The sequence below is a fragment of the Salmonella sp. SAL04213 genome (assembly GCF_046550535.1).
Classification (GTDB): Bacteria; Pseudomonadota; Gammaproteobacteria; order Enterobacterales; family Enterobacteriaceae; genus Salmonella; species Salmonella enterica.
This window is the reverse complement of the sequence record NZ_JBGDXS010000010.1, coordinates 41,965-57,295: the sequence shown is the minus strand read 5'-3', so window position 1 is coordinate 57,295 and position 15,331 is coordinate 41,965. Positions and strand designations below refer to the sequence as shown.

Annotated in this window: 11 protein-coding genes and 1 pseudogene; 5 read left to right on the top strand and 7 right to left on the bottom strand. The window is 52.7% G+C overall.

What is annotated here, in order from left to right; translation table 11 throughout:
- The first annotated feature begins 88 nt into the window (after window positions 1-88).
- From parC to ftsP, 3 genes are all read left to right on the top strand, one after another.
- Window positions 89-2,347, top strand: a complete 2,259-nt coding sequence (gene parC, locus ACLJPQ_RS19405) for a DNA topoisomerase IV subunit A (RefSeq protein ID WP_001281856.1) — start codon at window positions 89-91, stop codon at window positions 2,345-2,347.
- A 256-nt stretch (window positions 2,348-2,603) separates the two neighbouring features.
- On the top strand, window positions 2,604-3,341 hold the full coding sequence (gene plsC, locus ACLJPQ_RS19400; RefSeq protein WP_000965730.1) for a 1-acylglycerol-3-phosphate O-acyltransferase: 738 nt from the start codon (window positions 2,604-2,606) through the stop codon (window positions 3,339-3,341).
- A 73-nt stretch (window positions 3,342-3,414) separates the two neighbouring features.
- Complete coding sequence (gene ftsP, locus ACLJPQ_RS19395; protein ID WP_080185014.1) at window positions 3,415-4,827, top strand: cell division protein FtsP; 1,413 nt, start codon at window positions 3,415-3,417, stop codon at window positions 4,825-4,827.
- Between the two features lie 44 nt (window positions 4,828-4,871).
- Here ftsP and ACLJPQ_RS19390 read toward each other — a convergent pair whose 3' ends face one another.
- The 3 genes from ACLJPQ_RS19390 to ACLJPQ_RS19380 are packed head-to-tail and all read right to left on the bottom strand — an operon-like array spanning window position 4,872 to window position 7,697.
- Window positions 4,872-6,179, bottom strand: coding sequence for a TRAP transporter large permease (locus ACLJPQ_RS19390; protein WP_000345259.1), 1,308 nt, complete (start codon window positions 6,177-6,179; stop codon window positions 4,872-4,874).
- Between the two features lie 10 nt (window positions 6,180-6,189).
- Window positions 6,190-6,672: a TRAP transporter small permease gene (locus ACLJPQ_RS19385; protein WP_001221825.1), complete on the bottom strand. Its 483-nt coding sequence runs from the start codon at window positions 6,670-6,672 to the stop codon at window positions 6,190-6,192.
- A 41-nt stretch (window positions 6,673-6,713) separates the two neighbouring features.
- Window positions 6,714-7,697 (bottom strand): TRAP transporter substrate-binding protein, encoded by a 984-nt coding sequence (locus tag ACLJPQ_RS19380; RefSeq protein ID WP_000799370.1) that lies wholly within the window; start codon window positions 7,695-7,697, stop codon window positions 6,714-6,716.
- Between the two features lie 487 nt (window positions 7,698-8,184).
- Between ACLJPQ_RS19380 and ACLJPQ_RS19375 the strand changes: the two genes are divergently transcribed.
- Window positions 8,185-10,356, top strand: coding sequence for a YgiQ family radical SAM protein (locus ACLJPQ_RS19375; RefSeq protein ID WP_080185013.1), 2,172 nt, complete (start codon window positions 8,185-8,187; stop codon window positions 10,354-10,356).
- Window positions 10,357-10,558: 202 nt separating this feature from the next.
- The gene (locus ACLJPQ_RS19370; RefSeq protein ID WP_000525384.1) at window positions 10,559-10,753 is read left to right on the top strand and encodes a hypothetical protein; all 195 of its coding nucleotides are present in this window, start codon (window positions 10,559-10,561) and stop codon (window positions 10,751-10,753) included.
- A 157-nt stretch (window positions 10,754-10,910) separates the two neighbouring features.
- Here ACLJPQ_RS19370 and ACLJPQ_RS19365 read toward each other — a convergent pair whose 3' ends face one another.
- From ACLJPQ_RS19365 to yqhD, 4 genes and pseudogenes are all read right to left on the bottom strand, one after another.
- Entirely contained in the window at window positions 10,911-11,366 is a 456-nt protein-coding gene (locus tag ACLJPQ_RS19365) for an HIT family protein (RefSeq protein WP_000128242.1), read from the bottom strand.
- Window positions 11,367-11,410: 44 nt separating this feature from the next.
- Window positions 11,411-12,896 (bottom strand): annotated as a pseudogene (locus tag ACLJPQ_RS19360) (DASS family sodium-coupled anion symporter).
- 165 nt (window positions 12,897-13,061) lie between these two features.
- A complete protein-coding gene (gene dkgA, locus ACLJPQ_RS19355) occupies window positions 13,062-13,889 on the bottom strand; it encodes a 2,5-didehydrogluconate reductase DkgA (RefSeq protein WP_000013100.1) in 828 nt (275 codons plus the stop codon).
- 105 nt (window positions 13,890-13,994) lie between these two features.
- The gene (yqhD, locus tag ACLJPQ_RS19350) at window positions 13,995-15,158 is read right to left on the bottom strand and encodes an alcohol dehydrogenase (RefSeq protein ID WP_080185012.1); all 1,164 of its coding nucleotides are present in this window, start codon (window positions 15,156-15,158) and stop codon (window positions 13,995-13,997) included.
- Window positions 15,159-15,331: the final 173 nt, after the last annotated feature.

Here is a 15,331-nt window from a genome sequence, read left to right as displayed (position 1 = left end):
GTTTGTGACTCAGACCGTGAGATAGGGTATTATCTGCGGCAATATTGCCGTCCGAACGGTCAGCATGCAGATTGAGGATCCCCTGTTAATGAGCGATATGGCAGAGCGCCTTGCGCTACATGAATTTACGGAAAACGCCTACTTAAACTACTCCATGTACGTGATCATGGATCGTGCGTTGCCGTTTATTGGCGACGGCCTGAAGCCGGTACAGCGCCGCATCGTCTATGCGATGTCAGAGCTGGGGCTGAACGCCAGCGCTAAATTTAAAAAATCCGCCCGTACCGTCGGTGACGTACTGGGTAAGTATCATCCGCACGGCGACAGCGCCTGCTATGAAGCCATGGTGCTGATGGCGCAGCCGTTCTCTTACCGTTACCCGCTGGTCGATGGCCAGGGAAACTGGGGCGCGCCGGATGATCCGAAGTCATTCGCGGCAATGCGTTATACCGAATCTCGCCTGTCCAAATATGCCGAGCTGCTGTTAAGCGAACTCGGCCAGGGGACGGCGGACTGGGTGCCAAACTTCGACGGCACGATGCAGGAACCGAAAATGTTACCGGCGCGTCTGCCGAACATCCTGCTGAACGGCACCACCGGTATAGCGGTGGGCATGGCAACAGATATCCCGCCGCACAACCTGCGCGAAGTGGCGAAAGCGGCGATTACGCTGATTGAACAGCCGAAAACGACGCTGGATCAGTTGCTGGATATCGTCCAGGGGCCGGATTACCCGACCGAAGCGGAGATCATTACCCCACGTGCGGAAATTCGTAAAATTTACGAAAACGGGCGTGGCTCCGTGCGTATGCGCGCGGTATGGACCAAAGAAGACGGCGCCGTGGTAATTTCCGCGCTGCCGCATCAGGTCTCTGGCGCGAAAGTGCTGGAGCAGATTGCTGCGCAGATGCGTAATAAAAAACTGCCGATGGTGGACGATCTGCGCGATGAATCGGATCACGAAAACCCGACGCGTTTAGTGATTGTGCCACGCTCCAACCGTGTGGATATGGAACAGGTGATGAACCATCTGTTCGCCACCACCGATCTGGAAAAAAGCTACCGTATTAACCTGAACATGATCGGTCTGGATGGTCGTCCGGCGGTGAAAAACCTGCTGGAGATCCTCACCGAGTGGCTGGCGTTCCGCCGCGACACGGTGCGCCGTCGCCTCAACTATCGTCTGGAGAAGGTTCTCAAGCGCCTGCATATCCTCGAAGGTTTGCTGGTGGCGTTTCTCAACATCGACGAAGTGATTGAGATTATCCGTAGCGAAGACGAGCCAAAACCCGCGCTGATGTCGCGTTTCGGCATCAGCGAAACCCAGGCGGAAGCGATTCTCGAACTGAAACTGCGTCATCTCGCCAAACTGGAAGAGATGAAAATTCGCGGCGAGCAGGACGAGCTGGAAAAAGAGCGTGACCAGTTGCAGGGCATTCTCGCGTCCGAACGCAAAATGAATACCTTGCTGAAAAAAGAGCTACAGGCAGATTCCGATGCCTATGGCGACGATCGCCGTTCTCCGCTGCGTGAGCGCGAAGAAGCTAAAGCGATGAGCGAACACGACATGCTGCCGTCCGAACCGGTGACTATCGTGCTGTCGCAGATGGGCTGGGTGCGCAGCGCCAAAGGTCATGATATTGATGCGCCGGGGCTTAACTATAAAGCGGGCGACAGCTTTAAAGCCGCGGTGAAAGGTAAGAGTAATCAACCGGTGGTGTTTATTGATACCACCGGGCGCAGCTATGCTATTGATCCCATTACGCTTCCGTCGGCGCGTGGGCAGGGCGAGCCGCTGACCGGCAAACTCACGCTGCCGCCGGGGGCGACCGTAGAGCATATGCTGATGGAAGGCGATGACCAGAAACTGCTGATGGCGTCGGATGCGGGCTACGGCTTCGTTTGTACGTTTAACGATCTGGTTGCCCGTAACCGTGCCGGTAAGGCGTTGATTACACTGCCGGAAAATGCGCACGTCATGCCGCCGCTGGTGATTGAAGACGAGCACGATATGCTGCTGGCGATTACCCAGGCCGGACGGATGTTGATGTTCCCGGTAGACTCTCTGCCGCAGCTGTCGAAAGGCAAAGGGAATAAGATCATTAATATCCCCTCTGCAGAAGCGGCGAAAGGCGATGATGGACTGGCGCACCTGTACGTGCTGCCGCCACAAAGCACTCTGACTATCCATGTCGGGAAGCGCAAAATCAAACTGCGCCCTGAAGAGTTACAGAAGGTGGTCGGCGAACGCGGACGCCGTGGCACATTAATGCGCGGCCTGCAGCGTATCGATCGCATTGAGATTGATTCACCGCATCGCGTAAGTCATGGCGACAGCGAAGAGTAAGACAGGGGCACCCGTAAGCCGGACAAGGCATCTAAGCCGCCATCCGGCGCTCTGCCGTTGCCGGATGACGACGCAGTAGCGTCTTATCCGGCCTACGGTTTCAGATCGGATTAACATTAAAATTTCCCGTAAAACCGTTGTTTATTCGTGCATTGCGATTAACAATACGTTTTTCCAGAGAGCCACACTTACCAAAATCCTAACCTGAATTTCAGGTGACGTAGAATGCCGGGCTCTTAGGCCTTCAGAGGTTGTTATGCTATATATTTTTCGTCTTATTGTTACCGTTATTTACTCCATTCTGGTCTGTGTTTTCGGTTCTATTTACTGCCTTTTCAGCCCACGTAACCCAAAACACGTGGCGACGTTTGGGCATATGTTCGGCCGTCTGGCCCCGCTGTTTGGCCTGAAAGTGGAGTGCCGCAAACCCGCCGACGCGGAAAACTATGGCAATGCTATCTATATTGCTAACCACCAGAATAATTATGATATGGTCACGGCGGCGAATATTGTGCAGCCGCCAACGGTGACGGTGGGGAAAAAAAGCCTGCTTTGGATCCCGTTTTTTGGGCAACTGTACTGGCTGACCGGTAATCTGTTGATTGACCGTAATAACCGCGCCAAAGCGCATAGCACCATTGCGGCAGTGGTTAACCATTTTAAAAAGCGCCGTATTTCTATCTGGATGTTCCCTGAAGGTACGCGTAGCCGGGGACGCGGTCTGCTGCCGTTTAAAACCGGCGCGTTTCATGCGGCTATCGCGGCTGGTGTGCCGATCATTCCTGTCTGCGTTTCCAACACCTCTAACAAAGTCAATCTAAACCGCCTGAACAACGGACTGGTTATTGTGGAAATGCTGCCGCCAGTCGATGTCAGCGAATATGGTAAAGATCAGGTTCGCGAGCTGGCGGCCCACTGCCGTGCGTTAATGGAGCAAAAAATCGCGGAACTTGATAAAGAGGTTGCGGAACGTGAAGCGACCGGTAAGGTTTAAGCAGTCTTACTCTGTTATTGTAGAAATCATTTTTTCAGGCACAACTCTTTAGCCTGTTTTACATGGAGCTTATATGTCATTCAGTCGGCGTCAGTTTCTTCAGGCATCGGGAATCGCACTATGTGCAGGCGCGATTCCCCTCAGGGCGAATGCTGCCGGTCAGCAACAGCCGTTGCCTGTTCCGCCGTTGCTGGAGTCCCGTCGCGGGCAGCCGTTGTTTATGACGCTACAGCGAGCGCACTGGTCCTTTACGCAAGGCACGCGCGCGCCGGTCTGGGGAGTGAACGGTCGTTATCTGGGGCCGACAATCCGCGTCTGGAAAGGCGATGACGTTAAACTCATCTATAGCAACCGCCTGGCGGAAAATGTCTCCATGACGGTTGCTGGTTTACTGGTGCCGGGGCCGCTGATGGGTGGCCCGGCGCGTATGATGTCGCCGAACGCGGACTGGGCGCCGGTGTTGCCGATTCGTCAGAGCGCCGCGACGCTGTGGTATCACGCTAACACGCCTAACCGCACCGCGCAGCAGGTGTATAACGGCCTGGCAGGAATGTGGCTGGTCGAAGACGACATCAGTAAAACGCTGCCCATTCCGAACCATTACGGCGTGGATGATTTTCCCGTCATTATCCAGGATAAACGGCTGGATAACTTTGGGACGCCGGAGTACAGCGAACCGGGAAGCGGTGGTTTTGTCGGCGATACGCTGCTGGTGAACGGCGCGCAAAGCCCCTATGTCGAAGTGTCCCGCGGCTGGGTGCGGTTACGGTTGTTGAACGCCTCGAACTCGCGGCGCTATCAGCTTCAGATGAGCGATGGCCGGGCGCTGCATGTGATTTCAGGCGATCAGGGCTTTTTACCTGCGCCGGTTTCCGTCAAACAGTTGTCACTGGCGCCCGGCGAGCGACGTGAAATCCTGGTTGATATGACCAACGGCGACGAAGTCTCGATCACCTGCGGGGAAGCGGCCAGCATAGTCGATCGGATTCGCGGTTTCTTTGAGCCTTCCAGTATTCTGGTTTCGACCCTGGTGCTGACGTTACGGCCAACCGGATTGCTGCCGCTGGTGACCGATAATCTGCCGATGCGTCTGTTGCCGACGGAGATCATGAGCGGCGCGCCTGTCCGCAGTCGGGACATCAGTCTTGGCGACGATCCGGGGATTAACGGCCAACTGTGGGATGTGAATCGCATTGATATTACCGCCCAACAAGGCACCTGGGAGCGCTGGACGGTACGCGCCGATATGCCGCAGTCGTTCCATATTGAGGGCGTCTCTTTCCTGATTCGTAACGTCAACGGCGCTATGCCGTTCCCGGAAGATAGAGGCTGGAAAGATACCGTCTGGGTGGATGGGCAAGTCGAAATGCTGGTCTATTACGGTCAGCCGTCCTGGCCGCACTTCCCGTTCTATTTCAACAGCCAGACGCTGGAAATGGCTGACCGCGGCTCGATTGGGCAAATGCTGGTGAATCCAGCGTCGTAAAGCGTCCGAGTACGGGTCTGAATAGCGCAGACCCGTCAGGGTTTTCAGGAAGGGGCAAACAGCGTGGGAAGCAGCAGACTCAACTGCGGGAAGTAGCAAATCATCGCCATGACCACAAAGAGTGCCAGAAACATCGGTAATAGCGGTTTGACGACTTTATCAATACTGATTTTGCCGATACTGCAACCGACGAACAAAATAGTGCCTACCGGGGGCGTACACAGTCCGATGGTTAAATTGAAAACCATAATAATGCCAAAATGGACAGGGTCGATTCCCAGATGTTGAGCAATGGGAAGGAAAATAGGCGTAAAGATCAGAATAGCCGGGGTAATATCCATAAACGTCCCGACGAATAACAAAATGAGATTGATAATCAGCAAGATGACCCATTTATTTTCGGACACGCTGGTAATCATTTCATTAATCAGTTCAGGAACATCGGCATTGGTCATCGCCCATGACATTCCCATTGAGCAGCCGACCAGTAAGAGAACAATAGAGCTGGTTACTACCGAATCCAGCAGAATATCGCGCAACTTACTCACATTAATTTCTCGATAAATGGCCGCCAGCGCCAGGCTATAGATTACCGCGATCGCAGAGGCCTCTGTTGGCGTAAATACGCCGCCGATAATGCCGCCGATAATAATAAATATCAGCAACAGGCTGGGCAATGAATCGCGGAATACCGACAGAAACTGCCGCAGGTTGATGCGTTCGGCAACCGGGTAATGGTGGCGATGGGCATACAGCGCCGCTACCGTCATTAAAGCCAGCGCGGTTAAGATGCCGGGCAGGTAGCCCGCCAAAAACAGGGCGGCGACAGAGGTGCCGCCGCTAGCCAGCGAATAGACAATTAGCACGTTGCTGGGCGGGATCATCAGGCCAATCGGCGCCGAAGCGACGTTGATCGCCGTAGAGAACGCCGGAGAGTAGCCCTCTTTTTCCTGTAATGGCGACATGATGCCGCCCACCGCGGCCGCAGAAGCGACAGCCGAGCCTGATATCGCGCCAAACAGGGTGTTCGCCAGAATATTGCAGTGCGCCAGCGAACCGGGAAGGCGGCCAACTAACGCCTGAGCCAGATTCACCAGGCGCCGGGCGATTCCCCCGGTATTCATGATATTGCCGGCTAACACAAAAAAGGGGATCGCCAGCAGCGTAAAGCCATCGAGACCGACAGTCATTTTTTGCGAAATAACCGAGATTGCCGCATCCGGGGGAAGGGCTATCAGGATTGAGAATAAGGACGACAGCCCGATAGCGAATGTAATAGGAACGCCGACCGCCAGCATAATGGCAAAACTGCCAAATAAAACAATTATTGGGTAAATATATTCAAAGTCCATATATCCCTCGTTAGCGAAGATGGCGCTGATGATAATTATCAATAACGTTCACAATGGTGTAGTACACCAGGATGACGCCGCTAATCGGCATGACCCAATAGACTTTATCCATAGGCCATTTTAATACCGGGGACATTTGGCTGACGTGCGCCGCTTTTTCAACAATAATATCACCGCCGTACACCATAAAAATCAGCGCGAACACGGTAATAATCACCTGAATGATACTGTCGAGCACGAGGGCGGGCGTTCGGGAGAGTTTTTGCGCTAACAAATCGATAGCTAAATGTTTTTTTAATCCGGCGGTATAGACGCCGCCTAACAGAATCATCCACATAAAAAGAATCTGGGTGAATTCGTCGAGCGTGCTGCTTGGCGCGTTGAATATAAAGCGCGCCGCCACCTGCCAGGATACGCAGGCAACCATGATCGCCAGAATAATACAGCAGCACCCGGCCAGTATTTTGTTCAATGCATTGGTGAGTATTCGCATATTACATCCTGTAAAGGGCAGGAGAACCCTGCCCGGCAGATTTACATATTCTCGATGTATTCCAGATCCTTCGCTGACTGAGCGTCTTTTGCGCGGAACTCATCAAACAAGGGCTTAACACGCTGTTTGAACGCGGATTTATCAATATCAACAACGGTCGCGTTCATGGCCTTCATGCTCTCATAAGCCTCTTTTTCCGCGGCGGGCCAGATGACGTCTTTCATTTGCTGCATGGATTCATCTGCGGCTTTATATAACGCTTTCCGCTCTTTATCGCTCAATTTGTTAAGTACTTTGGTACTGATGACCAGGACATCCGGCACCATCGTGTGCTCGTCGCGGGAATAGAATTTCGCCACCTCCGCATGACGCATATCGGCATAAACCACGGGGTTGTTTTCGCCGCCATCGACCACGCCTTGCTGGAGCGCGGTATAGAGTTCGCCTTGCGCCATCGGCGTCGGCACGCCGCCGAGCGCTTTCACCATCGCGATAGCGCTGGGGCTTTGCTGCACTCTGATTTTCATACCGGCTAAATCGTCGGGTTGAGTGATGGGCTTACTGGCGTAAAAACTGCGGGCGCCGCCGTCGTACCAGGTTAAGCCGACGAAGCCTTTGCTTTCGGAGGACGCGAGAATGCGTTTCCCTAAGTCGCTTTTCAGTACGTTGTAGTAGTGATCGCGGTCACGGAATAAAAACGGCAGGCTAAACACGCTATATTCCGGCGCAAAAGACTCCAGCGATGCCGCATTGACTTTCACCATTTGCAGAGCGCCGGAGTTCATCAATTCCAGCGATTCACGTTCGTTGCCCAGCGTGGCGTTGGGGTAAATACGAATATTTAATTCGCCGTCCGAATAGGCTTTCGCTTTATCGGCCAGATAGCTCATCGCTTTGTGAACGGCGTGGCTTTTATCCTGATTGTGGCTCAGTTTCAGCGTGGTTTTGGCGAGCGCTGGAAATGCCAGTAGCAAACAGCCGGCCAGTAATACCGCTGATGTTGTGAATGAACGTGTGTTTTTCATATCTGCTTCCTTATAGGTTGGGATTCCTGTGGTTATCGTTGATTAATTAATAACCTGCTGATACGTAAGGTGTTGCGTTGGGGAAAGGCGTGGTGATGGTGTTCTTTATCCCCTGAATTCTGTCAGCCAATTTAATTTAATCAATAGACCAAAGAAAGAGATCTGGTTCACAGAAGAAAGTCATGGTAAAAACAGTGTCGTGAGCAATTCAGCGAAGTTTTTTTATATATTGCTGATAATGTGATGTTTTTTTACTTTTTGTTGTTATGACGATACTGCGTTTTTAGACGTGGGTATAATTAATTGCATACCAATTTGAAGATATTCATAAGACCAATTTCAAACACCTCAGGCCAGGCCGTTGAAAGTTGTTTCTATTTCGCGCCAGCCCTGCATATAAGGCGATAATCTCCTTCATTTTCGCTATAGATACGGCTTATAATCCCCGACCTTTGATTATTTTTTTGCCAATCGTTTTGGAAGCAATATGAGCGCTATCTCCCTGATCCAACCGGATCGCGACCTTTTCTCCTGGCCGCAGTACTGGGCCGCCTGCTTTGGGCCGGCGCCGTTTTTGCCGATGTCACGTGACGAGATGGATCAACTTGGCTGGGATAGCTGCGACATTATTCTGGTAACCGGCGACGCCTACGTCGACCATCCGAGCTTCGGCATGGCGATTTGCGGTCGTATGCTGGAAGCGCAGGGCTTCCGCGTGGGGATCATCGCCCAGCCGGACTGGAACAGCAAAGACGACTTTATGCGTCTGGGAAAACCGAACCTGTTCTTCGGCGTTACCGCTGGCAACATGGACTCGATGATCAACCGCTACACCGCTGACCGTAAGCTGCGCCATGACGACGCCTACACCCCGGATAACGTCGCGGGCAAACGCCCGGACCGCGCCACGCTGGTCTATACCCAGCGTTGCAAAGAAGCGTGGAAAGATGTCCCGGTGATCCTCGGCGGCATTGAGGCCAGTCTGCGCCGTACCGCGCATTATGACTACTGGTCTGATACTGTGCGTCGTTCAGTGTTAGTCGATTCCAAAGCCGACATGCTGATGTTTGGCAACGGCGAGCGTCCGCTGGTGGAAGTGGCGCACCGTCTGGCAATGGGCGAAACCATCGATCAGATTCGCGACGTGCGTAACACTGCGATTATGGTTAAAGAAGCGCTGCCTGGCTGGAGCGGCGTCGACTCCACTCGTCTGGACACGCCGGGTAAAATCGATCCAATTCCCCATCCCTATGGCGAGGATCTGCCGTGCGCGGATAACAAGCCGGTCGCGCCGAAAAAGCAAGAAGCTAAGGCGATTACCGTGCAGCCGCCGCGTCCGAAGCCGTGGGAAAAAACCTATATCCTGCTGCCATCCTTTGAAAAGGTGAAAGGCGACAAGGTGCTGTACGCCCATGCGTCGCGTATTCTGCATCACGAAACTAACCCTGGCTGCGCGCGGGCGCTGATGCAAAAACACGGCGACCGCTATGTCTGGATCAACCCGCCCGCCATACCGCTTTCCACTGAAGAGATGGATAGCGTGTTTGCGCTGCCGTATCAGCGTGTGCCGCACCCGGCTTACGGCAATGCCCGTATTCCGGCCTATGAGATGATCCGCTTTTCGATCAATATCATGCGCGGCTGCTTTGGCGGCTGCTCTTTCTGCTCGATCACTGAACATGAAGGGCGCATCATTCAGAGCCGCTCGGAAGACTCTATTATCAACGAGATCGAAGCGATCCGCGACACGGTGCCGGGGTTTACCGGCGTGATCTCCGATCTGGGCGGTCCTACCGCGAACATGTATATGCTGCGCTGTAAGTCGCCGCGTGCGGAGCAGACCTGTCGTCGCCTGTCATGCGTCTATCCGGATATCTGTCCGCATATGGATACTGACCATACGCCGACGATCAATCTTTATCGCCGCGCCCGTGAGCTGAAAGGCATTAAGAAAATCTTAATTGCCTCCGGCGTGCGCTACGACATCGCTGTAGAAGATCCTCGCTACATTAAAGAGCTGGCAAGCTATCATGTGGGCGGCTATCTGAAGATTGCGCCGGAGCATACTGAAGAAGGTCCGTTGTCGAAAATGATGAAGCCGGGTATGGGCAGCTACGATCGCTTTAAAGAGTTATTTGACCTTTACTCTAAACAGGCCGGAAAAGAGCAGTATCTGATCCCATATTTTATCTCCGCGCATCCGGGCACGCGGGACGAGGATATGGTGAATCTGGCGCTGTGGCTCAAGCGCCACCGCTTCCGTCTGGATCAGGTGCAGAACTTCTACCCGTCGCCGTTGGCGAATTCGACCACCATGTATTACACCGGCAAAAACCCGCTGGGTAAAATTGGTTATAAGAGTGAAGATGTGGTGGTGCCGAAGGGAGACAGGCAACGTCGCCTGCATAAGGCGCTGCTGCGTTATCACGATCCGGCGAACTGGCCGCTGATTCGCCAGGCGCTGGAAGCGATGGGGAAAAAGCATTTGATTGGCGGTCGCCGTGAGTGTCTGGTGCCTGCGCCGACCATTGAAGAGATGCGCGAAGCGCGTCGCCAGAACCGCAACACGCGCCCGGCGTTGACCAAGCATACGCCGGTGGAACATCAGCGGCAGGGGCTTGCTGCGAATAAGAAGCGCGGGAAAGGCGCAGGGCGTTAATTACCTTTGGATCTGTTGCTTCTGGAAGCTAATGTTTCTGGAAGTAACAGACATCTAAATATATTGTGTCGGTCTTTAGTAATTGCTAAATTACGGAGAGCTTTATATTTTATTTAAATATTATTGATTGTATAAATTAATTATATATTACCTTAATGATTAAGGCATGATGCTTTTATACAGCCCCAGAGGAGGGGATATCATGGGTATGATTATTATTCCCTGTTTTATCGTAATTGCTATAATAGCTGTTGTTATATTCATAATGGCTATTAAAGCATGTAGTATGGAAAAACGTGAAGACAGGCAAATGACTCTTGCAGGGATAATTTTAATGGGTGTTATTGCCGCTATTCCTGGATGGTTTTTGTACGAAATATTTAGCCACGCGCCGTAATATTTAACCTACCAGGGTTGATATATTAAAATAGATAAGAAGTATATAATCTAAGGTATAATGCCTGATGGCGCTGCGCTTATCAGGTCTATGAATAGCACAGTTTTGTAGGCCGGATAAGGTGCTTACACCGCCATCCGGCAGAAGTGCTCCGTATTTATGCCTCACGAATTCTGGCCGCCAGCGCGGCCAGTTTTTCATCATCCGCCCGTTCATGATCGTGTGACGACAGATATCCTTCATACTGTTCGAAAAATTTATTCTGCCGCGATTCAATCGGTTTCCAGTGGGTTAAATCGCCAGTACCGTGCATGGGGCTTAATTTACTGTGCACATGGTCTACGCCGAAACCTTCGAAGAACATTCCCGTACGACTGACATCCGGGAAAGCCTTATCCAGTTTCTTAGCCACTTTTTGGGTCGCCAGCATCAGGTCCGCTAACGCCTGCGGCGGTAGATCGAACGCGTAGCTGGGGTAATGTTTTTTCGGGATCACTACGGTAAACCCATCGGTATTCGGAAAAATCGACAAAAAAGCCAGGTGATGCTCATCTTCCCAAACTTTATGACAAGGTGCTTTACCTTCAACTATTTGACAGAAAATGCAGGTCATTCCATTTCTCCGTTAACCGAGGGGCTTATCGATGCGTTAAGCGTTTAATACAACCCTAACACTTTCCACCATGCGAGGCCGACTGTCAAAAAGACCGCCTGATTAAAGAGGCTGATAATAAATCCCGTTCGCCACCAGACGCCCGTCGGTACATAGCCGGCGCCAAAAAGAATGGGGCCGCGTGCGTGGGTATACTGCGTAAGAGAGCAGTACAGGCTGCTGGTAAACGCCAGCATAAGCGCCATCGGCGCCGCCGGTATATTCAGATGCAGACCGACACCCAGAAATACCGCATACAGCGCGGCGATTTGCGCGTTGCCGCTGGCGAAAAAATAGTGGGTATAAAAATAGGCTGCGTTAAGCAGCAGCAGGATGATTATCCAACTGGTTCCATGCATCGTACTGCCGATGCTGTCGCCAATCAGGTTGCCAAACCAGCTGGTGAATCCTAGTTTCTTCAACTGGTTAGCCATCATCAGCAGCGCGGCAAACCAAATCAACGTATCCCAGGCGCCTTTTTCGCTTTTAACGTCTTCCCAGGTGAGCACGCCGCTCAGTAATAAAATCGAGAGACCGACAAAAGAGGCCGTCGTGGCATCCACGCCAAGCGAGCTGCCAAAAATCCATAGCACCAGCAACACGCCGACGGTCGCCAGCATGAGCCACTCGCCGCGCGTCATACTGCCCATTTGCGCCAGCTCTTTGCGCGCCAAATCCGGCGCATCCGGCGTATGTTTAATTTCCGGACGCGTCAGCCAGTAGACCAGCAGCGGGACGATAAGAAAAGAGACCAGGCAAGGCAGGAGCGCGGCGATAAACCAGCTTCCCCAGCTCAACGTAACGCCGGCGTTCGCCGCCAGTTTTACCGCCAGCAGGTTACCCGTATAACCGGTCATAAACAGTGCGGCGGTGACGTCGTTAACATTGCCAATACAGGTGATCAGAAAGGTGCCGATTTTGCTGCGAGACTCATCTTCCGGATGTGAATCAAAGCTGCGCGCCAGCGAGTCGGCGATCGGGTAAATCACGCCGCCGCAGCGCGCGGTGTTACTGGGCATCGCGGGGGAGAGGATCAGATCGGCAAACGCCAGGCCATAAGCCAGGCCCAGCGTTCGTTTACCTAACAGACGGATCATTTGTAGGGCGATACGCCGACCCAGCCCGGTTTTGATAAACCCACGGGCAATCATAAAGGCGACGACGATAAGCCAGATCAGCGAACTGTTCAGCTCGCTCAAGGCCGTGGTAATCGCGCCGCTGGCCGTTTTGTCGCCGGCAGCATAGGCGAGCGCAAAGACGGTGATGCCGATAATACCGACCGCGCCAATAGGCAGCACTTTCGCCACGATAGAGGCGATCGTCGCGACAAAAATAATCGCGGAATGCCAGGCCGGCGCGCTTAACCCGGAAGGGGGCGTTAGCTGCCACAGTCCGGCGGCGATAACCAGAATAAGAATTAATGGGAGCCATTTGACGCCCTGAGATTTTTTTTCCGCCACAATCACACATCCATAAATATTTTATATGTATTAAGTAAATTCATAATAAATATGAATAAATATTCACAAAATCAGAATAATTCTGCGCTTGTGTGTGGGGGAAATATACTGTTAAATGCGCGTAATTGTTTCTTAATGTTTCGGAATGCAAAAAAGCCCGACGACATCGTCGGGCATGGCGTGCGATAAATCTGGCTTAACCGCCGAACTGATCCGGATCGGGGCCGAGGCGTTTGCCTTGATCCAGTTTTGCGATCTCGCCTAATTCATCTTTATCGAGACGGAAATCCCAGACAGCAAAGTTTTCCGCGATACGGGAAGGGGTGACGGATTTCGGAATGACGACCAGCCCGCAGTCCAGATGCCAGCGAATAACAATCTGGGCGGGCGTTTTGCCGTATTTATCCGCCAGTTCGCGAATTACTTTCTGATCGAATACGCCTTCGCCGCCCTGCGCCAGCGGGCTCCAGGACTCGGTCTGGATTTTATGCGTCGCATTCCACGCATGTAGCTGGCGCTGTTGCATCAAGGGGTGAAGCTCGATCTGGTTGATCACAGGGGTAACGCCGGTTTCATCGATCAGACGCTGGAGGTGATGGATCTGAAAGTTACAGACCCCGATACTCTTTACCAGCCCCTCTTTTTGCAGCGCGATCATGCCTTTCCAGGCGTCGACATAGTGATCGATAGCCGGTACGGGCCAGTGCATCAGATAGAGATCGAGATAATCAAGCTGCAGTTTTTTCAGGCTCTCCTGCAGGGCTTCGCGGGGACGTTTTTGATCGTCATTCCACAACTTGGTGGTGATAAACAGCTCTTCCCGCGCTACGCTCGCTGCTTTTAGCGCTTTGCCGACGCCTTCTTCATTCTGATATGCTGTGGCGGTATCAATCGATCGATAGCCCACCTCCAGCGCTTTATGAATCGCCGCGATCACCTCTTCATTGCTTGCTTTCCAGACTCCCAGCCCAAGTTGTGGCATTACGTTGCCATCCTGTAACCTGATAATGGTTGGATTAGCCATGATGTGTTCCTCTTTTAATTGGCTCGCCGGAGTCGGGTCCGGCGAGACTAAGTGACTTAAGTCTGGACGAAATGGCCAAAAACGAAAGTCAGAGGCGAAAAAACCTTAGCGCGCCGCTTCATAAATCCGACGGCTGACATCCAGCGTAATATCCTGATTTTCACCTAAATTTGTGCATCCATGCGCCTCAAGTTTAGCCAGTAGCGCCGGAATAGTGCTGCCATCCAGACCGTAATCGGACAGACGGGTAGGCACGCCCATCTGTTCAAAGAAACGGCGGGTGGCGGCAATGGCGGCATCAATACGCTCGTTGTCGGAACCGTCGGTGATATTCCATACACGTTCAGCATATTGCAGGAGTTTTGCACGTTTAACGTCTCGTTTTTCGTTCCATAGCGCAGGCAGAATGATAGCCAGCGTTTGGGCATGATCGAGACCGTGCATCGCGGTAAGCTCATGGCCCAGCATATGCGTCGCCCAGTCCTGCGGAACCCCAGCGCCAATCAGGCCATTTAACGCCTGAGTAGCGGCCCACATCACGTTAGCGCGGACGTCATAGTTTTCAGGCTCTTGCAGCGCTTTGGGACCTTCTTCGATCAGTGTGAGTAAAATGCCTTCGGCGAAACGATCCTGAATTTTGCCGTTAACCGGGTAAGTGACGTACTGCTCAACGGTATGGACGAAAGCATCCACGACGCCGTTCGCAACCTGGCACGGCGGCAATGTATAGGTGTAGACCGGATCCAGTACGGCAAACACCGGTTGCACGAACGAGGAGTGGAAGGCCTGTTTGTCGCCAGTGGTTTTACGGGAAATGACTGCGCCGGCGTTCGATTCTGAGCCGGTTGCCGGTAGGGTCAGCACAGATCCCATCGGGATTGCGCCACGAATCTCAGTACCGCCGGTTTCCAGAATGTGCCACGGATCGACGCCGTCCGTATATTGCGCCGCTGCGGCGATAAATTTGGTGCCGTCCAGTACGGAACCGCCGCCAACGGCCAGCAGGAAGGTAATATTTTCGTCGCGCACAAGCTGCACGGCCTTCATCAGCGTTTCATAGGATGGGTTCGGTTCAATACCGCCAAACTCCCGAACATCCAGTCCTTTTAACGCTTCCTGAACTTGCGCCAGTACGCCGGTCTTTTTCACGCTACCGCCGCCATAGGTAATCAGCACGCGGGCGTCCTGCGGGATCTGATCGCGAAGATCGACGATAGCGCCTTTACCAAACAGAATGCGGGTAGGGGTATGTAATTTGAAATTGTTCATTGCTCATTCCCTTATGTGGGTAAAAAGAGGGCAGGCGGCTGTCTGCCTGATGGCCATCATTGTGGTCTTGTGAGGGATGTCTCTCAATGCACATTTCTGCCAATGTTTTGCCTATTTCTCCAGAATGCTGGAGAAAATCGCTAAAAATGCGCACAATCCAGCGGAGTGGATTT

Excerpts from the sequence above, each read along its gene's own strand:
- yqhD (WP_080185012.1), bottom strand. The coding sequence starts at position 15,158 with ATGAACAATTTCAAATTACATACCCCTACCCGCATTCTGTTTGGTAAA.
- dkgA (WP_000013100.1), bottom strand. The coding sequence starts at position 13,889 with ATGGCTAATCCAACCATTATCAGGTTACAGGATGGCAACGTAATGCCA.
- plsC (WP_000965730.1), top strand. The coding sequence starts at position 2,604 with ATGCTATATATTTTTCGTCTTATTGTTACCGTTATTTACTCCATTCTG.
- ACLJPQ_RS19385 (WP_001221825.1), bottom strand. The coding sequence starts at position 6,672 with ATGCGAATACTCACCAATGCATTGAACAAAATACTGGCCGGGTGCTGC.
- ACLJPQ_RS19375 (WP_080185013.1), top strand. The coding sequence starts at position 8,185 with ATGAGCGCTATCTCCCTGATCCAACCGGATCGCGACCTTTTCTCCTGG.
- ACLJPQ_RS19390 (WP_000345259.1), bottom strand. The coding sequence starts at position 6,179 with ATGGACTTTGAATATATTTACCCAATAATTGTTTTATTTGGCAGTTTT.
- parC (WP_001281856.1), top strand. The coding sequence starts at position 89 with ATGAGCGATATGGCAGAGCGCCTTGCGCTACATGAATTTACGGAAAAC.
- ACLJPQ_RS19365 (WP_000128242.1), bottom strand. The coding sequence starts at position 11,366 with ATGACCTGCATTTTCTGTCAAATAGTTGAAGGTAAAGCACCTTGTCAT.
- ftsP (WP_080185014.1), top strand. The coding sequence starts at position 3,415 with ATGTCATTCAGTCGGCGTCAGTTTCTTCAGGCATCGGGAATCGCACTA.
- ACLJPQ_RS19370 (WP_000525384.1), top strand. The coding sequence starts at position 10,559 with ATGGGTATGATTATTATTCCCTGTTTTATCGTAATTGCTATAATAGCT.
- ACLJPQ_RS19380 (WP_000799370.1), bottom strand. The coding sequence starts at position 7,697 with ATGAAAAACACACGTTCATTCACAACATCAGCGGTATTACTGGCCGGC.